Source organism: Thermoplasmata archaeon (assembly GCA_035632695.1).
GTDB lineage: Archaea > Thermoplasmatota > Thermoplasmata > RBG-16-68-12 > RBG-16-68-12 > RBG-16-68-12.
Map to the genome: position 1 here is coordinate 1 of DASQGG010000142.1, position 15,883 is coordinate 15,883.

The following is a 15,883-nucleotide window of genomic DNA, read 5'->3' on the forward strand; positions in this document are numbered from 1 at the left end:
CTCGAATAACTCCTCGCACTTCGCAATGAGCTCCTCCTGTGGAAACTCGACGAGCGTACGTTCCTCCCCCGGTCGCCGGGCCCGGACCCCCGCGGGCTCGGATGGCGCGTCCGCACTTGCCATGGTTCTACTTAACCTCCGACCCCATCGTTTCCTGTCCAGTGCAGAACCACGGTCCTCCATAGAGATGGAGGTCGAGGCCAGGGATTTCCGCTGGAGTCATAGCGTGGATTTCGGTCCGCCTCAGTCGCAGGGCGAGTATCCGCAGTCTCCGCAGAGGACGCAGCCGTTCATGTGGAGGAGGAGAGCACCGCACTCGGGGCAGCGCGATGCGGCGGCCGGCGAGGTGCTCTCCTTGCGCACTGTGTCCGAGGAGCGGTCCCGCATGGTCTGCAAGCACCATCGGATTACGATGGCGGGTGGGCGCTAAAAGGCGAGGCGGGGGGATGGGCGAAAGTGGTTTTGTCCCCGGAGGAGCGAACCTTCTTGTGTCGCGAACCCTTCGTCGTCCCCGATGGACCTCCCGGACGAGCTCGCGGCCCTCCAGCGATTCCACGGCCATCTGGGGATCTACGTCACCCTGGGCCTGCGGATGGGGGCGATCGGCCAGCGGACCTTGGGAGGCTACAAGGGCCTCCAGGCCACCGTGCGGACGGTACCCAAGCCGCCGATGATGTGCGTGGTCGACGGCGTCCAGTTCGCGAGTGCCTGCACGATGGGCAAGGGCAACATCGCGATCGAGGCGGCGCAGGAACCCGGCGTCACGTTCGAGAAGGAGGGCCGTCGGATCACGATTTCATTGAAACCCGGGCTGAATCGGCTCATCCAAGGCGAGATGTCCCACGACCGGGAGATCGAGCGGTCCGTGCACTACTACGAAGCGCCCGAGGCCGAGCTCTTCGACGTCAGGGAAGGCTGACGGCCTACCACCCGGCGACGGCCCAATCCGCCGCGGACGGGAGGCGGATCCAGTAGCCGACCCCCGCCACGATCGGCGTCGTGTCTCCCAGGATCTTCAGGTGGTAGGCATCGTTGGGATCGAACCCCTCGACCAGGTTGGCCCCGGTGGCCGCTCGGAGCGAGCCGACGGTCCCGTTCCCCCGGAAGCCGGGGAGCGCGATCAGGTTCCAGCCCGCGCAGAGATGGAGGCGCACCTCCGCTTGGGCAACGCCTAGGACAAGCAGATTCCCGGGCCCGGTCGCCTTGAACCAGAAGCCGCGTCCGGCGGCCAAGGGTAGCGTCGCGCCGCCCGCGGGTGTCGCCCGCGTCCATCCGAAGCCGCTCGAGCACGCGTCGTATGTCCATGCCTCGGACCAGCCCACACTTCCTGCGAGTGCGGCCACGGAGGTGGTTCCCAGGGTCACGGGCATGCCCAGGATGTTGAGCCCGGAGACCACGGGCGTCCAGACCTTGGCGGCGATGGCCGGGCTGAGGCCCGTGTTCCCCGCCGCGTCCACGGTCTCGATGCGGTAGAATGCGTCAGCGGGATCCGACGCCCCGCGTCCGGGGTCGACGAAGGAGTACGTCAGGGCGCCCGTGGCGGTCACGTTCCCGGCCGGCTGCGTGTACGGACCGGAGGGGTTCGCGGCGCGCCAAACCCGATACAAGACCGTGCCGCCATACAGGCTGTCATCCCACGCTCGCCGCCAGGTAATCTGGAGGTCCGCCGCCGCGTTTACGGTGGCCAGGGCCGCCAGCACCGCGGACGCCGGCGGGAGCGTGTCCGGGCCCACGTTCAGGACCGTAAGGCACGTGCGGTTGAACGGGCCCCAGACGCCTGCGACGTTCTGGGCATGGACCCAGACGCACGTGCTCCCGGGCGGGACCGCGAATCCGCCGGTGAACGTGAGGTTCTCCACAGGTTCGTCGAAGCCCCCGTCCGTGGCTGCGAGCGGGGCGCCCGTCCCATTGGGCGCGGTGGGCGCCGTCGCGGACCAGAACAGCTCCGCGGCGGCGATCGCACCGTCCCCGGACCGGGTGTCGTCCGCGGTGGCGTTGACCCAGGCGAGAGCCGCGGCCCCGGGCGGGTCAGGGCGGCTCCGCACACTCCCTGCCCGGACGACGGGGCCGAGGGTGCTGCCGCCCGTGCGGTTGATTCCGAACGTCCGGTTGCTCACGGATTCCCCCGTGAGGCTTGGGGTTCCGTTGTCGAACGCGAGGATGCGGATCAGGTACGCGTCCCCGTTCTGGACGCCGGAGAGGTTCCAGGCTGCGCTCCGTGCGGTGCCGGGCGCGGCCGGGAGCGCGGTCCACGTCTGGCCGTCGTCGGGACTCTCCGCAACGGTGAACGAGGCGAGGCCGATCCCCGGGCCGCTCGCCGACGCGGTCCAGTTGATCGCGATCGTCGCGCCCGTATGCGTGCCCCCGGAGGGCGCGACGAGGGACACCGTCGGAGGAGCTCGGTCCAGCGACGTGGCCGACACACCCACGAGCCAGCGCACGGCGTTGTCCAGGATCTCCGCGCGGGTCGGGCTGGTCGGTCGCAGGTCCGTCGCGTTCGTGTCCACGCTCGTGAGTTCGAAGGCGAAATACTCGAGGCGGGACGGCATCCCGCCCCAGGCTCCGATGCCCGTCGTGCCGTTGTTCGCGGGGGCCACCCAGCGCAGACCGATGGCTGCATTCCCGGCACACCCCGAGACGCCGCTGTCCCGCCAGGCGATGGTCGCCGCGCCCGCAGCACCGGATGCCGCGATCTCGTCGTCGGCGCCGCCCGTCCGATGCGGCGTGTAGGGGACCCCCGCCGCGTACGGGCCGCTCACCGGGTCGCCGGCCACGCCGACCACCTGGTTGATCGTCGTGGGATCGCACACGAAGCTCGCCTTCAGGACGCCACCGAGCCAGGCCGCGTTGGCCGCGCTGTACCATGGCGACGCCGCACTCCCCAGGGACCACGAGGTGTCGTGGGAGAAGATCAGGAGGCGACCGCCCCCATCCAGGTACGCCTTGACGAGGCCCTGGGCCGTCGTGTTGAACGTCGGGTACTCCTCGAGGCCGACCTGCCAGATGACCGCCTTGCGCCCCTGGAGAACGGAGAGGGGCGGCAGCCCCGAGTCCGCCACGTGCCACGTGGACCAGGTCCACCCCGACGCATCCAGGGCCGCCGCGTACGATGCCTCCCGCTCGGTCGGGAAGCTCGCGTCCCCGATCACGAGGAGGAGGTCGCCCCACGGAGGCGTGCGGAACGTGTAGAGCCGCCCGCCGTTCGTGTCCCGCGTCAGGTGGCCGAGGTCGTCCCTGGAGAGGACTTCGTAATAGTAGAGCGTGTCCGGTTGGAGCCCCTGGAGGACGAGCGCATGGGACGTCCGCAGCAGGGGCTCGCTCACGTTGGCCGTCAGGGATGCCGCGGTGGTCCCGTACGCGACCGTGGAGTCTCCGGGGAGATCGGTACTCCAGCGAATTTCCGCCGAGGTCGCCTCGATGGAATCCGCCACGACGCCGGAGATGGCGGGCGACGTGGCACGGACGGTCGCCGTGGCCACGGCGGTGTGGGCCGGTGAAGCGTCCGTGTACGTGACCGTGATCGTGTCCCCGTCCCGCACTTCGAGGATGCCGTCCGGCGCGGGCTGCCCGAACGCCGTCGGGATGCTGCCGGTCCACGGTGCTCCGGAGGCGGGTTGGGTGAGGGTCACGGTCTCCCCGGCGGGCTCGAGGGTCGAGGTCACGTGCGCGGTTACCGCCGTGGCGTCCGCGTCGTCCACGCGGATGCGCATCGTGTCTGCCTCGCTGTACGTGGCCTTGTCCAGGGTCAACCGGCCGTAGTTCCGGTCCAGGCCGCCCGTAGCCACGAGGGCGAACCGCTGTGGCCCGACGGGCACGTTCGCGCCGATCACGGTGACCGTCCAGTCCCCCGCCGCGGGGGACTTGAGGAGGACGGCCTCCTCCGTGTTCGTCGTATCGAACGTTCCGCCGGGAAGGGATTGCCCGATCGAGGAGGGCCCGAAGTTGTTCCCTCGGAACACGGTCCCGTTCGGGGCGGTCACCTGGAGGTCCAGGCCGTTCACGAGGGCCTTGGAGGCGCCCAGGGTGCCGGGGTAGTCCGTCCACGCCAGGACGAAGCGGGCGGTCGATGCGCCCAGGAGGACGTGGAACGTGTACGTCATCGCCTGCCCCGTGACCAGGCCCGCGGCGTTGTCCACGACCTCCGTGTCGAAGGCGTCTCCGGGCAGCGGGAGGATCTTGGAGAGGAGGATGCGGCCGAAGCCCTGCTGGTTGTTCGGCCAGGTGCCCGCGCTCGTCCCCGTCCCCGTGAGCTGCTGGCCGGAGGCGAGGAGCATCGCCCGCAAGAGGGCCGCGCTCGGGTCGATCGCGTCCGCGGGCACGGGGGATCGCGAGGGGTACCAACCCTGGGTGAAGTATTGACGGAGGATCGCCGCCGCCGCGGCGGCCGCGGGTGTGGCGTAGCTCGTCCCGGCCCACCCATGGTCCAGCGGCATGGAGCACGTCGCCGAGTTGGGGCAGTCGAAGGCGTTCCCGTCGGAGGTCGCGGAGAACCCGTCCGCGGTGGCGACGAGGTCCGGCTTGAGCCGCCCATCCTGCGTCGGGCCCCGGCTGCCGAACGAGGCGAGGTCGTTCTGGGTTCCCGCGTTCGTGAGGCTTGCGCACTGGGTGTACGCGCCGTCCGGGTTGCACGCGCCGCCCACCGTGACGACGTTCTTCGCGATGCCCGGCGTGTCGATGGACGAGGCCGTGGGCCCCGAGTTGCCCGCGGCGAAGAACATCAGGAAGTCCGGGTGGTCCCAGACGAAGGCGTCCACCTGACGCGCTCCCACATCGTACGCGCCGCCCGCGGAGCCCCAGCTGCTGCTCTGAATCCGCACGGGCGCGAGCGGATCGTTGTACCCGAGCCCAGGCGGCCCGAACAGGTCCGCGTAGTCCTGGGGCACGTAGATCAGGGTCTCACCGCCGTTCGAGCACGTGCTCCCCGGCGCGAGTCCTCCGACGTCCTCGAAGTAGATCTGGGCGGCCAGTGCGTTCCCGTTGTTCAGGTCCGACGAGATCCCGTACGCGTTCCCCGCGAGGGTCGACGCCACTGCGGTGCCATGCCCATCGGCGGCGCCGTCGTACGCGCAATCCATCATGGAGTACGGGTCCCACGGTCCGCCACCGCCGGGCCACGTGAGCTGGCCCGTTTGCACGCCCATGTCCAGGTACCGCACGACCTTGCGGCGGGTCGAATCCGTCACGTTGTACAGGTCCCCGGAGACAATCTGGGTCGGACTCTGGCGGAACTGGGAGTTGTCGTAATCGATCCCTGTGTCCGCGATTCCGATCACCTGCCCGCTCCCGTTCAGGTTCGCGTTCCAGTACCGGTAGCTGCCCGTCAGGTTGGTCTGGAGCACCCAGTCCGTCGCATAGTTCAGGGTCCGGACGGGCAGGACCGGGTCGATGTACTGGACCTCGGGGAGGGAGGCGATCGCGGGGACCAAGGAGGCGTCCACGCGGGCGCGGACCCATTGGAAGTCTCCCTGCCCGAACGCGCCCGCGATCCCCGCCGCAGACGGGTCCGCGGCGCGGGCGGGTACGCCCTGTCGGGCCAGCCAAGCGATCACCGCATTCACGGGCTCTCCCGGCCACACGACGATGCGCAAGTCCCGGACGCCGCCCGCGGAGGCCAAGGTGAGCGGCACCTTCCAAGAGGAGGCGTAGGGCCCGGTCCAATCCACGTAGTGCAGGGAATCCAGACCCGAGAGCGCCGACGACGGGCCGCGGACGATCAGGGCGTCCGTCGGCATGTACTGAAGGACGTGGATGCCGCGGGCTTCCAGCGCGTTGGTCCACGCCTCCTTGATCGGTGCGTAGAAGTGGACGAGCCCCACGGCCTCGCCGCTCCCGTCCGCCGGCCAGAGGCTGGGGGCCGCGGCGGTCAGCGTCCGCACGTCGACGTCGCCGTTCACCAGGTGGAGGAACGGCGCTCCGGGGAGCGCCGCCGCATAGTACCCCGACGTGTTCAGGATGCCGAGGGCCGATGCCGGTCCGCGCCCCACGGAGAACGCACCGTAGTCCTCCAGGAGCGCTGCGCCGGCCGCGGCGATCTCTTGGGCCGATGCGTCCGTGCGGAAGGTGACCGGGTCCGTCGACGACGGAGCGCGCACCGTCGTGCTGCGAGGCGGCAGGAAGGACGGGAGCTGGACGAGGAGGGCCAGCGCGAGGAGGAGGGCCACCGCGATGCGCAACCAACGTACGGCCGTGCGGACGTTCCTCCTCGGAGGGCCCGGGTGCGGGACGAAGCTTCGGGTCCGGGAAAGGCGGATGTGGGCCACGCCACTTGAGGCTTTTGGCCCGAACTCCTCCATGTCGCCGAGGTCCGCGTCACTCAGCAAGGATGCGCGTGGCTTGGAGAATCCCGTTCTGGAAGATCAGCGTGTAGTAGTTCGGCGAGTGGTTCGTCCCTCGCATCTTCACGCAGCGGATGCGACGCTGGATGTTCGCGTCGTCCACGCGCTCCATCTTCAGGTGGATGATCCCGTCGCTCAGGAACTCCTCGCCGTTCTTGCCAAAATCCTCGCTCCCGGCCTTCATCTCGCAGATGAGGATCGTGGTGGCCTTGAGATCCCGGAGCCACTCGAAGAGCTGGAACAGGTCCTCTCGGGGGTGCTCGAAGTGGGACATGACCTCGAGGACGGGCAGGGAGTCGACGACGAGTAGGTCGTAGTTCAGGGAGCGCTTGAGGTTCGACGCGTACATCTTGAAGATGTCGATCCAGGCCTTCTGGCCCATGCCGTCCAGGTTGCGACGGATCATCCCGAGGTCGACGATGCTCACCTTGTTCTCCACGTCGCTGGGGCTGAGGCTCATGCTGTTGAGATGCCGCGTCAGGCTCTCGCGACCTTGCTCCAGGGAGATGTAGGTGCCCGTGCGGCCCTCCCGGAGCGCGTTCTGGTAGAGCAGGTTGAAGGCGATCGTGGACTTCATGGTCCCAGGTTCGCCGGCCAGGAGGACCACGCTGCCCGGGGGAATCCCGCCGCCGAGCTTCTCATCAAAACCGTGGATGAAGGTGCGGATGCGGTCTTCCTCGCCCATCGCGGAGCGTTCCATCTCAAGGACGGAGTATAGCCGTTCCGAGACAGTTATCAGGAGCGATAGCCGCCGGTGCCTGTGCTCTGGAAAAATAAGGGGGAGTAATCGTCAGGATGACAGCGTGGGCACATCCCTTGGGGATATGAGGTTTCTTGAACTCGGTCTGTTAGCAGGTTTTCCTCTGGAAGCCGCGGTGAAACGTTTATTTGTTATCCGGTCTGTTACCAGGGCCGCGGGGGAACGGTTCTTCTTGTTTGTACCGGAGCGGAACCTGAAGGACCTCGTCGTCTCCTACATCCGGGACCAGGAGCGCTCCATCAGCGCCCTCACGAAGCAGCTCGAGTCGGACGGGTACAGCTTTCACCGCCTGTTCGTGACGGGCTATCTCAAGGCCCTGGCCGATGTCGGCGTTCTCCGGGAGAAGCAGATCCCTCCGGCGAAGGTGTACACGGCCTCCGCGCACCGGGACGCGAACCTCTACGAGAGCGTGGGCGAGAAATGCCGCGAGGCGGCTGCCGATGAGCCCGCCCAAGCGCGCCTGGCCGTCGCCGCCCTCCAGCGGCTCTTCCGGCGTCCCATCTTCCTCCGCGAGCTTCGGGAGTGCGGCTTCACGGGGGCCGTCGACGTGTCCGCCGTCGCGAAGGACGAGCGCGAGGAGGCACGGCGCGCCCTCGCCAAACTCGGGCTCCAGATTCCCACGAACGAGCCCGCGTACCGCGTCGAGGAGCGGCGGAACGACGTGCGGGACGCAATCCTGTGCGACATCATCGTGGAGCGGTTCGGACTCACGCCCCTCGTGCTGGACACGAAGCAGATGAAACTCATGGAGCACTGAGCCGGGGAGCTAGGCCATCGGGGTGGACGCTCAGCTCCGACGCCGGGGAATCCGAATGCCTCCTCGGTCCTGCGACCCCGCGAGCGTTGGTAGTCCGCGGTTAGGCTGCTCACTTCCGTGCCTGACCCGTTCCCCACGGTCAGGATAAGGGACGCAACTCTCCAGCTGCGTTCCCTACCGCCTCCAGCCCCGCGGGACAGAGCCTCAACGTTGGCATCCGGACCGGCGCCAGACTGGGAGCGCCGCCCCCGACTGTCACCGCCCCATGAGGACGATTTGGGTCTAAAAGGAGACGCCCGGCCTCCCGGTCAAGCCTAGCGGGAACGCCCAACCGAGCCATCCTATTTAACGATTCTCGGACGTTTCTCGTCGCCCTGAGGAGGACCTGCCGGTGCGGCTCCTTGTGCGGCGGTCTCGAGGGCCATCGCTCGGGCCTTCTGATACCGCCCCAGCGTGGACAAGAGCAGGAGACCGCCGAGGAAGAACACGCCCGCGGAGCAGACGAGCCGCCAGGACTCGAGGTCCTGTCCGAAGGGTCCGCTTGGGGTCAGGTTCGCGGTGAAGTAGAAGATCAGCGCGGTGGCGATGATCCAGAGGCCGAGGACCATGGGCATCCAGATGCCGAGGAGGCTCCGGATGCGATCGCGGTTCATCGGCTCATCAGTCGGATGATGGCTTCCGCGGGCTCGCCGCCGCATTCCTCAAGGGCCTTGCGCGCCTCGTCCTCGGACACGCCCGCCTTCTCCGCCACGAGGGCGACGTCCTCCTCGGAGATCGTCGAGGCCGCAGGGACCTCGGCCTTCTTCACGTCCGCGCGGTCCCGGACGATGGGCTCGCCGATCACCTGCCAAATCTTCTGGCCCTGCGCGGTGATCGCGGTGACCGCGGCGCCGCGAATCACGTACTCCTTGTCCGCGGTGCGGATCACGACCTCCTCGACGCCGGCAAGCTCTTCCTGCTCGATGCCCATGCGCTTCATCGCCTGACGCATCTGCCTGGGATTCACTCGACCGCCGGGAAGCATGGGGTCACCACCGTTGGCATGAGCGGGTCTAGGATAAAGGTTCTGCGCTAACGCTCCCAGAAACCCGATGGCGTGCTCGATGCTGCCCGCTCGGCTCCCATTTTAAATATCTCCGGTCGCTTTGCAACGACAGTGCGCGTCGCCGTCGTGTTCAAAGACCGCTGCCAGCCCAAGCGCTGTCATCTCGAGTGCATCACGTTCTGCCCGCCCCAGCGGACGGGGACGGAGGTCATCTGGATCAGTCAGGAAACCGGGAAGGCAGAGATTAGCGAAGAGACATGCATAGCCTGTGGGATATGTACAAAGAAGTGTCCATTTGACGCGATTCGTATTATTGGGCTACCCGAGGAGCTCAAGGAGGATCTGGTCCACCAGTACGGCAAGAACGCCTTCCGTCTGTTCCGATTGCCGGTACCCAAGAAGGGGTCCGTGATCGGTCTGCTCGGGCCCAACGGGATCGGCAAGACGACCACGGTAGGCATTCTGAGCGGCGAGACCGCGCCCAACCTGGGGCACTACCGGCGGAAGAAGCCCCACTGGGAGGAAGTCCTGGAGTACTTCAAGGGGACCGAGCTCCACGACTACCTCGAGAAAATCTCGACCGGCCAGCTCAGGGCGGCGATCAAGCCGCAGTACGTGGACCGCTTGAACAAGGTCTACAGCGGCAGGGTGCGCAATCTGCTCACCAAGATCGACACGGGCGATCGGCTCGGCTCCTTGATGGAACCCCTCGGCTTGCCGAGCTTCATCGACCGGGACATCGGGCAGCTGTCCGGCGGCGAACTCCAGCGCGTGGCGATCGCCGCCACCATGCTCAAGGACGCGGACGTCTACTTCTTCGACGAGCCCTCCTCCTACCTGGACATCTACCAGCGGCTCCAGGTCGCCAAGGTCATCCAGGGGCTCGCGAAGGAGAAGTACGTTGTCGTGGTCGAGCATGACCTCGCGGTGCTCGACTTCCTCGCGGAGACCGTCTACCTCATGTACGGGTCCGAGGGCGCCTACGGGATCATCGCGGAGCCGCGGCCCGTCCGCACTGCAATCAACGTGTACCTGGGCGGCTACATGAAGGAAGAGAACATCCGCTTCCGCGACCGGGAGATCCGCTTTGAGTCCCGGCCGCCTCGCGGCGACTGGAAGGCGGAGACCCTGGTCTCCTTCGACGGCCTCACGAAGCGCTACGACAACTTCGAGCTCACGGTCCGACCGGGCAAGCTTCGGAAGGGCGAGGTCGTCGGAGTGGTCGGCCCGAACGCGACCGGCAAGACGACGTTCGTGAAGATGCTGGCCGGCGAGGAGACACCGACGACGGGGGCGGTCCAAGGCAAGTGGCAGGTCTCCTACAAGCCCCAATACCTGGAGTCCGCCTACGAGGGGACCGTGCGCGAGCTCTTCTTGAACGCGATCGGGAAGAAGACGGAGTCCGGATATTTCGAAACGGAGATCCTCGAGCCCCTCAAGGTCAGAGGGATGCTCGAACGGGACGTCTCGACCCTCTCCGGCGGGGAGCTGCAGCGCGTCGCGATCGCCCTCTGCCTCGGTCGGGACGCGGACATCTACCTGATCGACGAGCCGTCCGCGTACCTCGACTCCAACCAGCGCATGGAGGCCGCGAAGACGATCCGCCGGATCATGGAGCGCGAGGCGCGGACGGGCCTGATCGTCGACCACGACGTCTACTTCATCGACATGGTCTCCGACAGCATCATGGTCTTCTCGGGCGAACCCGGACGCACCGGGGTCGGCGAAGGGCCGTTCCCGATGCGGGAGGGGATGAACCGCTTCCTGAAGATGGTCGGGGTTACGTTCCGGCGGGACGCGGACACGAACCGCCCGCGGATCAACAAGCTCGACTCCCGCCTGGATCGGGAGCAGAAGTCGTCGGGCGAGTACTACTACGCCGTCGAGGAAGCCGCGAACGCCGCGTAGGCACTCCCCGGATCACGGTTCGTTCCGCGCGACAGGCCTCCCGTCCTCCTCCGCGATGGGCTCGCCGTCCTCAACGATCCGCTCGCCGCGGAGGTAGACCGTGCGAGGGAAGACGCCCTCCATCCCCTCAAAGGGGGTCCAGCCGCACTTGTACCGCACGCGTCGGGCCGTGATCCGGGTCACCGTGCGAGCGTCGACCACGATGAGATCCGCGTCCCGGCCGACCTCGATGCGCCCCTTCGGGATCCCGAGGATCTCCGCGGGCCGCGTCGCCATCGTATCCACGAGCCGCTCCAGGGAGAGTGCCTCCGAGCGCACCTGCCGCAGGAGGAGCGGGAGGGCCGTGGCGACGCCGGGCAGGCCGGCCGGAGCCTCGTCGAACGGCTCCTCCTTCTCGTCTCGGGTATGCGGGGCATGGTCGCTCGCGACGACCTCGATGCGGCCGCCGGCGAACGCATCCCAGAGGGTCTTGCGGTCTTCGGGCGACCGGAGGGGAGGGTTCACCTTTCCGAAAGCCTTGAGCGGTCGCGAGGAGTCGAGGAGCAGGTGGTGGGGCGTCACCTCAGTGGTCACGCCCTCAGGGACGGCGTCGAGCGCCTCGACGCAGGTGAGGTGCGCGATGTGGACCGTCGCCTCGCCTCGGATCTCCGCCAGCGTTTGAATCGCGCTGACCTCCGATTCCTTCGGCCGAGCCTGCGAGTGACCGGATAGCGTGGCGGCCTCGCCCGGCCGAAACCGCTTTGCGTCCTCCGCATGCGCGACCACGAGTCGGCGCGCCTCTCCCGCAGAGCGAACAACCGCACCGAGGTTGTCTCCAGCGATTTGCAGGTTGCCCGTGCTCTCCGCCATGTAGACCTTGAACGCGGTTGCGGCATCGAGTGCGGCCACCCCTGCACCGTCTCGAGGCGCCGCGAAAAGCCCGTAGTCGACGGCCGCGCGAACGCGTAGCCGAGCCCACTTGGCCCGGAGCGCATCCGCGGTGGTCACCGGCGGTCGCGTGTTCGGCATGTCGATGACCGTCGTCACCCCTCCGATCGCGGCAGACCGCGTGCCGCTCGGGAAGTCGTCCTTCTCCGTGAGGCCGGGGTCGCGGAAGTGGACATGCATGTCGACGCAACCCGGGAGGATCAGGGCGTCTCCGTGGTCCTCGACGGTGCGGCTCCCGAGGGATTTCCGAATGGCGACAATCGTGCCCGCGTCGTCTACGCCCAAGTCCAAGGGTTCGACTCGGCCGCGGTAGTACACGCGCCCCCGGATGACCCGCATGGCCTCAGCTCGGTTTCTGGCGCACGATGGCTCCGCGGGGCTCGACTTCCTCGAAGATCTCGGTCTGGAATTTCTTCACGCGGGTGGCGTCGTCGAGCCAGGCGTCCGGCAGAAGTCCCGCCTTCATGCAGCACTCGGAGAGGAATGTCTCCGCGTCCATGTGGTGCTCCGAGGCCACCTGGGGCAGGAAGAGGCCTCGGTAGGCGCCTTGGGCGACCACGATGCCGTCCTCACCGAGACGGATCTGCTTCGGGAGGTCCCGCTGCTTCTTCACCTCAATGGGCAAAGGCGGCGTGAGGAGGCTGACCTCGACGATCACTTGGGGAAGCTCCTCCGCCCGAAGCGGCGGGAACCGCGGATCTTCCGCGGCCCCCTCCGCGCTCTTGACGACCGCCTTGAGGAGCGGGAAGAACGGCTCCGGATAGCCGATGCACCCGCGCAGCTTCTCGTACGGATCCTCCACGCCGTACCGGCTCAGCGTGACGAAGGCGCCCGCCCGCTCCTCGAACCTCTTGGGGACCACGAAGGATCGCATCGCATGGCCCTGGACAAACGCCTCGAGCGCCTCCCGGGCGATCTGGACCGCGAGGACGCCCTCCGAGTCCGTGTACCGCATGTCCTCGGAAATGCGGAGTGCGTCCCTTAACGTTGTCGCACGACGCCTTCGTGCAAGCCATGGAGGCGCTGCGCAAACCTTTTATCGGCCTCGACCTGTAAGTCGGATGGCGATGCAGTGAAGGCCCGTGTGCCCGTCGAGGAGATCATGAGTGCGAGTCCCCTGACGATCCCCGTGGACGCGACGGTCGCGGAGGCGGCCACCGCGATGCGGGACAAGGAGATCGGGAGCCTCATCGTCCTCGAGAACGGGAGGCCCGCGGGGATCATCACGGAGCGCGACATCGTCACGAAGGTCGCCGCGGAGATGAAGCCCGCCAACGCGACGAGCGTCCGCGAGGTCATGTCCTCGCCCCTCATCGCGGTCCATCCTCACCAGGAAGTCGCGGAGGCCGCGAAGATCATGGCCGCCCGGCGAATCCGGCGGCTCCCCGTGATCAAGGAAGGGAAGCTCGTGGGCATGCTTACGGAGAACGACGTGATCCGCGTGTGGCCGCAGCTCATCGAGGTCACGAGGGAGTGGGACCGGGCCGGTCTGGAATCCCAATTCGCGAAGGGCGTCGAGGGCCACTGCGACGCCTGCGGCGTGTACTCGACCCACCTCGTGTGGGACCGAGGCTTGCTCGTGTGCCCGGAGTGCATGAGCGGATAATCGCCACCGAAGGTTTATAGACCGTCCTCCGGCTTTCCGCCGCGGTGGCCCGGCTCGTCAAGATTTCTCAGGAAGAGCTCGACTCCGTGCGGAAGCTCTACGAGAGTGTGATGTCGTACGCGTGCCACGGCCTCTTCTTCCGCGAGGGCATGGTCTTGGCCGACGAGATGGTGAAGTCCCTCTCGCCGAACGCGGACCCCTTGGTGGCGGCGCGGCAGATGATCCTGGACCGGGGCTGGGCCGAGGACGTCCTCTTCACGGCCGCCGGGGCGCGCGTACAAGGCTCCATCGAGGTCTCGCCCGGATCCGACATGGAGACCTGCCACCGGATCCGCGGGATCCTCTCCAAGGTCCTCGAAGCGAAGACGAAGCAGCGCGTCCGCCTGAACGAGGTCGAGTGCGTGAGCACGGGCGCGAAAGAGTGCGTGTTCGAGCGGGAGGGAGGCGCGTGACGGCCCTGGAGGAGATGGTCCGCGCCCTGCGCGAGGTGAGCCAGGCCGAGGCCGTCGCCGTGATTAACCGGGATGGGGGCATCGTTGCGGCATCCCTGCCCGACGGCGTCTCGCCGGAGACCTTCTCGATCATGTGCGCCGCGATCCTGGGCGCGGGCATGACCGCATCCACGGAGTTGCGCCACGCCGCGCCGCACCGGGTCACCCTGGAGTCCCGGGACTCCACGATCCTCATCGAAGAAATCGGCCGCCGGGCGATGCTCGTCCTCGTCGTATCGCCCGAGCACTCTCCCGAGAGCCTGTCCACGGTGATTTCGCGCTTCCGCCAGGCCGTGGAAAAGGACCTCGGCTGACCCCGCCGTGCCAAGGATTAAGGCCGCCGTCCCGATGGGCGTGCCGCGGGCCCGTGGTCTAGTGGTCATGACGCGACTCTTACAAAGTCGAGGTCGTCGGTTCGATTCCGACCGGGCCCACTGCGCGGCGACCGCCCGTCCGACCCCCGGCTCGAGCCGTCCATATTGTTCGCACGACAGGTTTAACCTAGACCCGACCGCTCGTGGAGGTCGGGACACGTCATGTGCTTGGGGATTCCAGCGCGGGTCGTTTCCGTCCGGGGCAAGGAGGCAGTCCTAGACTTACGGGGCAGGGAGGTCGTCGCGGACGCCAGCGCGGTCTCGGTCTCCCCGGGTGATTACGTCGTCACCTATGCCGGTCTGATCGTCCAGGTGCTCTCCCAAGAGGACGCCGAGGAGACGCTGGCCCTGCTCGAACAGGTCGAGCGGGCTGCGTCCATCGTCCGTTGAACCCTGGTGGGGCCGCGCCCGAATCCTTCGCGCCCGCCTCGCTCACATCGGCGCTTCAATCATCGTGATTGTCTGGAGTGTGCCCGGGCTCTTTCGGATCCGGTTCCGGATGACCCTCGCCATGCTGACCGTGTCCGGGGCCTGAAGGGTCAGAATGTAATCGTAGTCCCCGAAGAGGAAATTGATTTCCTCGAGCCCCGGGATGCCCTGGAAAGCGTCGATCGCCTCCCGTTCCTTGCCCGTGGCGATCTTGACCAGCACGAACGCTCGCATCCGCGGCCCCCGCTCGAGACCGGCGAAGGGCTACAAAGACGTGATGATGCTTCTGAAAGTACAGACCGTGGGGCGCACCACTCCCCGTTCGGGAGCGAGGGCGATCGCATTCCTCGAGAGTCGCAGATCGTCCCGTCTGCGGATTTGCAGGCGCATGGTCGCATTGCGGACGAGCTCTGCGTCCTCACCAGAGGGGCACGCCTTCTTCGCGCGCTTCGGGGCGGAGGACGGGTGATTCCGTGCCCTTCGGTCCTTCGATGAATGTCGCGGTGCGCTCCACGCCGGGGAGATGACGGATGTGGTTCGTCATCACCTTTGCCATCTCCTGGGGAGAATCGGCTTCGACCTCCACGAGGTACTCATAGTCATCGAAGAGGTAGAAGACGTGCCGAACCTGCTGGATGGAACCAAGGTTGCTGAAGAACTCCGGTTCTTTGCCCGCCGACACGTTGAGGAGCACGACACCCCACATGGAGACCGCCTTGGGACGGATTCGCTCGGTTTGCCTCGATGCCGACTCTCAATGGTCCTCGGTGGCGATGGGTATTTCGAATATATTCACGTAAGATGAGGACCGAGGAAATATACTGAATATTTTCCGGAGCTTGGCAGATTGATTCAACCCCCTGCAAGCGACTCAACTTGGCCGATTCTTGGGCCCTACGTGATCGCATTTCACGGGGTTTTCTCCATGTAACCGCTGAAATCACGTTCATTGCCCTATGGGCGCCACATTCGTGGATTGAAGATATCAATGGAGCCCAGATGACCATAATCGTGCATTTCAGAGTCCATCTTCGAGCCACGTGTATATTCTTGCGGCCGTAGTAATTATTATATTTTCCAGGGTCCAGAATGTATAGATAATGCTGATTATCCCTGTGAATTGTCAGCACTCCACATGCCCGGGCGAAGGGCCGATTCAGGAGCCTTCGCGTCGGCTCGGAATTGCAGGGCTGGCCGAGGTGCGCCTCGGCGGTCGAACACGCCGCCGCGAGCCGCCCCTGTCGCCTGGTC

General features: G+C 66.8%; 15 protein-coding genes, 1 tRNA gene and 1 other RNA gene. 8 read left to right on the top strand and 9 right to left on the bottom strand.

Annotated elements, in window-relative coordinates; all coding sequences use genetic code 11:
• The first annotated feature begins 514 nt into the window (after positions 1-514).
• Positions 515-919, top strand: coding sequence for a formylmethanofuran dehydrogenase subunit E family protein (locus tag VEY12_08980; GenBank protein HYM40257.1), 405 nt, complete (start codon positions 515-517; stop codon positions 917-919).
• Between the two features lie 4 nt (positions 920-923).
• Here the strand turns inward: VEY12_08980 and VEY12_08985 are convergent, their stop codons facing one another.
• Entirely contained in the window at positions 924-6,161 is a 5,238-nt protein-coding gene (locus VEY12_08985) for a S8 family serine peptidase (GenBank protein HYM40258.1), read from the bottom strand.
• A gap of 148 nt (positions 6,162-6,309) precedes the next feature.
• Positions 6,310-7,035, bottom strand: a complete 726-nt coding sequence (locus tag VEY12_08990; GenBank protein ID HYM40259.1) for an ATPase domain-containing protein — start codon at positions 7,033-7,035, stop codon at positions 6,310-6,312.
• 232 nt (positions 7,036-7,267) lie between these two features.
• Between VEY12_08990 and VEY12_08995 the strand changes: the two genes are divergently transcribed.
• Positions 7,268-7,852 carry a hypothetical protein gene (locus tag VEY12_08995; GenBank protein ID HYM40260.1) on the top strand — a complete coding sequence of 195 codons (585 nt, stop codon included), beginning with the start codon at positions 7,268-7,270 and terminating at the stop codon, positions 7,850-7,852.
• Between the two features lie 7 nt (positions 7,853-7,859).
• Here VEY12_08995 and ffs read toward each other — a convergent pair.
• From ffs to VEY12_09010, 3 genes are all read right to left on the bottom strand, one after another.
• Positions 7,860-8,172: signal recognition particle sRNA (gene ffs / locus VEY12_09000), an RNA gene on the bottom strand.
• Positions 8,173-8,193: 21 nt separating this feature from the next.
• Positions 8,194-8,505 (bottom strand): hypothetical protein, encoded by a 312-nt coding sequence (locus VEY12_09005; GenBank protein ID HYM40261.1) that lies wholly within the window; start codon positions 8,503-8,505, stop codon positions 8,194-8,196.
• Positions 8,502-8,876 carry a nascent polypeptide-associated complex protein gene (locus VEY12_09010; protein ID HYM40262.1) on the bottom strand — a complete coding sequence of 125 codons (375 nt, stop codon included), beginning with the start codon at positions 8,874-8,876 and terminating at the stop codon, positions 8,502-8,504. The genes VEY12_09005 and VEY12_09010 overlap by 4 nt, the downstream gene beginning before the upstream one ends.
• A 132-nt stretch (positions 8,877-9,008) precedes the next feature.
• Here VEY12_09010 and VEY12_09015 point away from each other — a divergent pair, with 132 nt between their 5' ends.
• Positions 9,009-10,805, top strand: a complete 1,797-nt coding sequence (locus VEY12_09015; protein HYM40263.1) for a ribosome biogenesis/translation initiation ATPase RLI — start codon at positions 9,009-9,011, stop codon at positions 10,803-10,805.
• Between the two features lie 12 nt (positions 10,806-10,817).
• Here the strand turns inward: VEY12_09015 and pyrC are convergent, their stop codons facing one another.
• The gene (gene pyrC, locus VEY12_09020; protein HYM40264.1) at positions 10,818-12,071 is read right to left on the bottom strand and encodes a dihydroorotase; all 1,254 of its coding nucleotides are present in this window, start codon (positions 12,069-12,071) and stop codon (positions 10,818-10,820) included.
• Positions 12,072-12,075: 4 nt separating this feature from the next.
• Positions 12,076-12,687 carry a TIGR00296 family protein gene (locus VEY12_09025; protein ID HYM40265.1) on the bottom strand — a complete coding sequence of 204 codons (612 nt, stop codon included), beginning with the start codon at positions 12,685-12,687 and terminating at the stop codon, positions 12,076-12,078.
• Positions 12,688-12,816: 129 nt separating this feature from the next.
• Here VEY12_09025 and VEY12_09030 point away from each other — a divergent pair, with 129 nt between their 5' ends.
• From VEY12_09030 to VEY12_09050, 5 genes are all read left to right on the top strand, one after another.
• Positions 12,817-13,338, top strand: a complete 522-nt coding sequence (locus tag VEY12_09030; protein HYM40266.1) for a CBS domain-containing protein — start codon at positions 12,817-12,819, stop codon at positions 13,336-13,338.
• Between the two features lie 44 nt (positions 13,339-13,382).
• Positions 13,383-13,790, top strand: a complete 408-nt coding sequence (locus tag VEY12_09035) for a V4R domain-containing protein (GenBank protein HYM40267.1) — start codon at positions 13,383-13,385, stop codon at positions 13,788-13,790.
• Positions 13,787-14,143, top strand: coding sequence for a roadblock/LC7 domain-containing protein (locus tag VEY12_09040; GenBank protein ID HYM40268.1), 357 nt, complete (start codon positions 13,787-13,789; stop codon positions 14,141-14,143). The genes VEY12_09035 and VEY12_09040 overlap by 4 nt, the downstream gene beginning before the upstream one ends.
• 47 nt (positions 14,144-14,190) lie before the next feature.
• Positions 14,191-14,263 (top strand) — tRNA-Val (locus VEY12_09045).
• 102 nt (positions 14,264-14,365) lie between these two features.
• A complete protein-coding gene (locus VEY12_09050) occupies positions 14,366-14,593 on the top strand; it encodes a HypC/HybG/HupF family hydrogenase formation chaperone (GenBank protein ID HYM40269.1) in 228 nt (75 codons plus the stop codon).
• Positions 14,594-14,635: 42 nt separating this feature from the next.
• Here the strand turns inward: VEY12_09050 and VEY12_09055 are convergent, their stop codons facing one another.
• Both VEY12_09055 and VEY12_09060 read right to left on the bottom strand, forming a co-directional pair.
• Positions 14,636-14,866 (bottom strand): Lrp/AsnC ligand binding domain-containing protein, encoded by a 231-nt coding sequence (locus VEY12_09055; GenBank protein HYM40270.1) that lies wholly within the window; start codon positions 14,864-14,866, stop codon positions 14,636-14,638.
• Positions 14,867-15,050: 184 nt separating this feature from the next.
• The gene (locus VEY12_09060; GenBank protein HYM40271.1) at positions 15,051-15,338 is read right to left on the bottom strand and encodes an Lrp/AsnC ligand binding domain-containing protein; all 288 of its coding nucleotides are present in this window, start codon (positions 15,336-15,338) and stop codon (positions 15,051-15,053) included.
• Positions 15,339-15,883 lie beyond the last annotated feature (545 nt).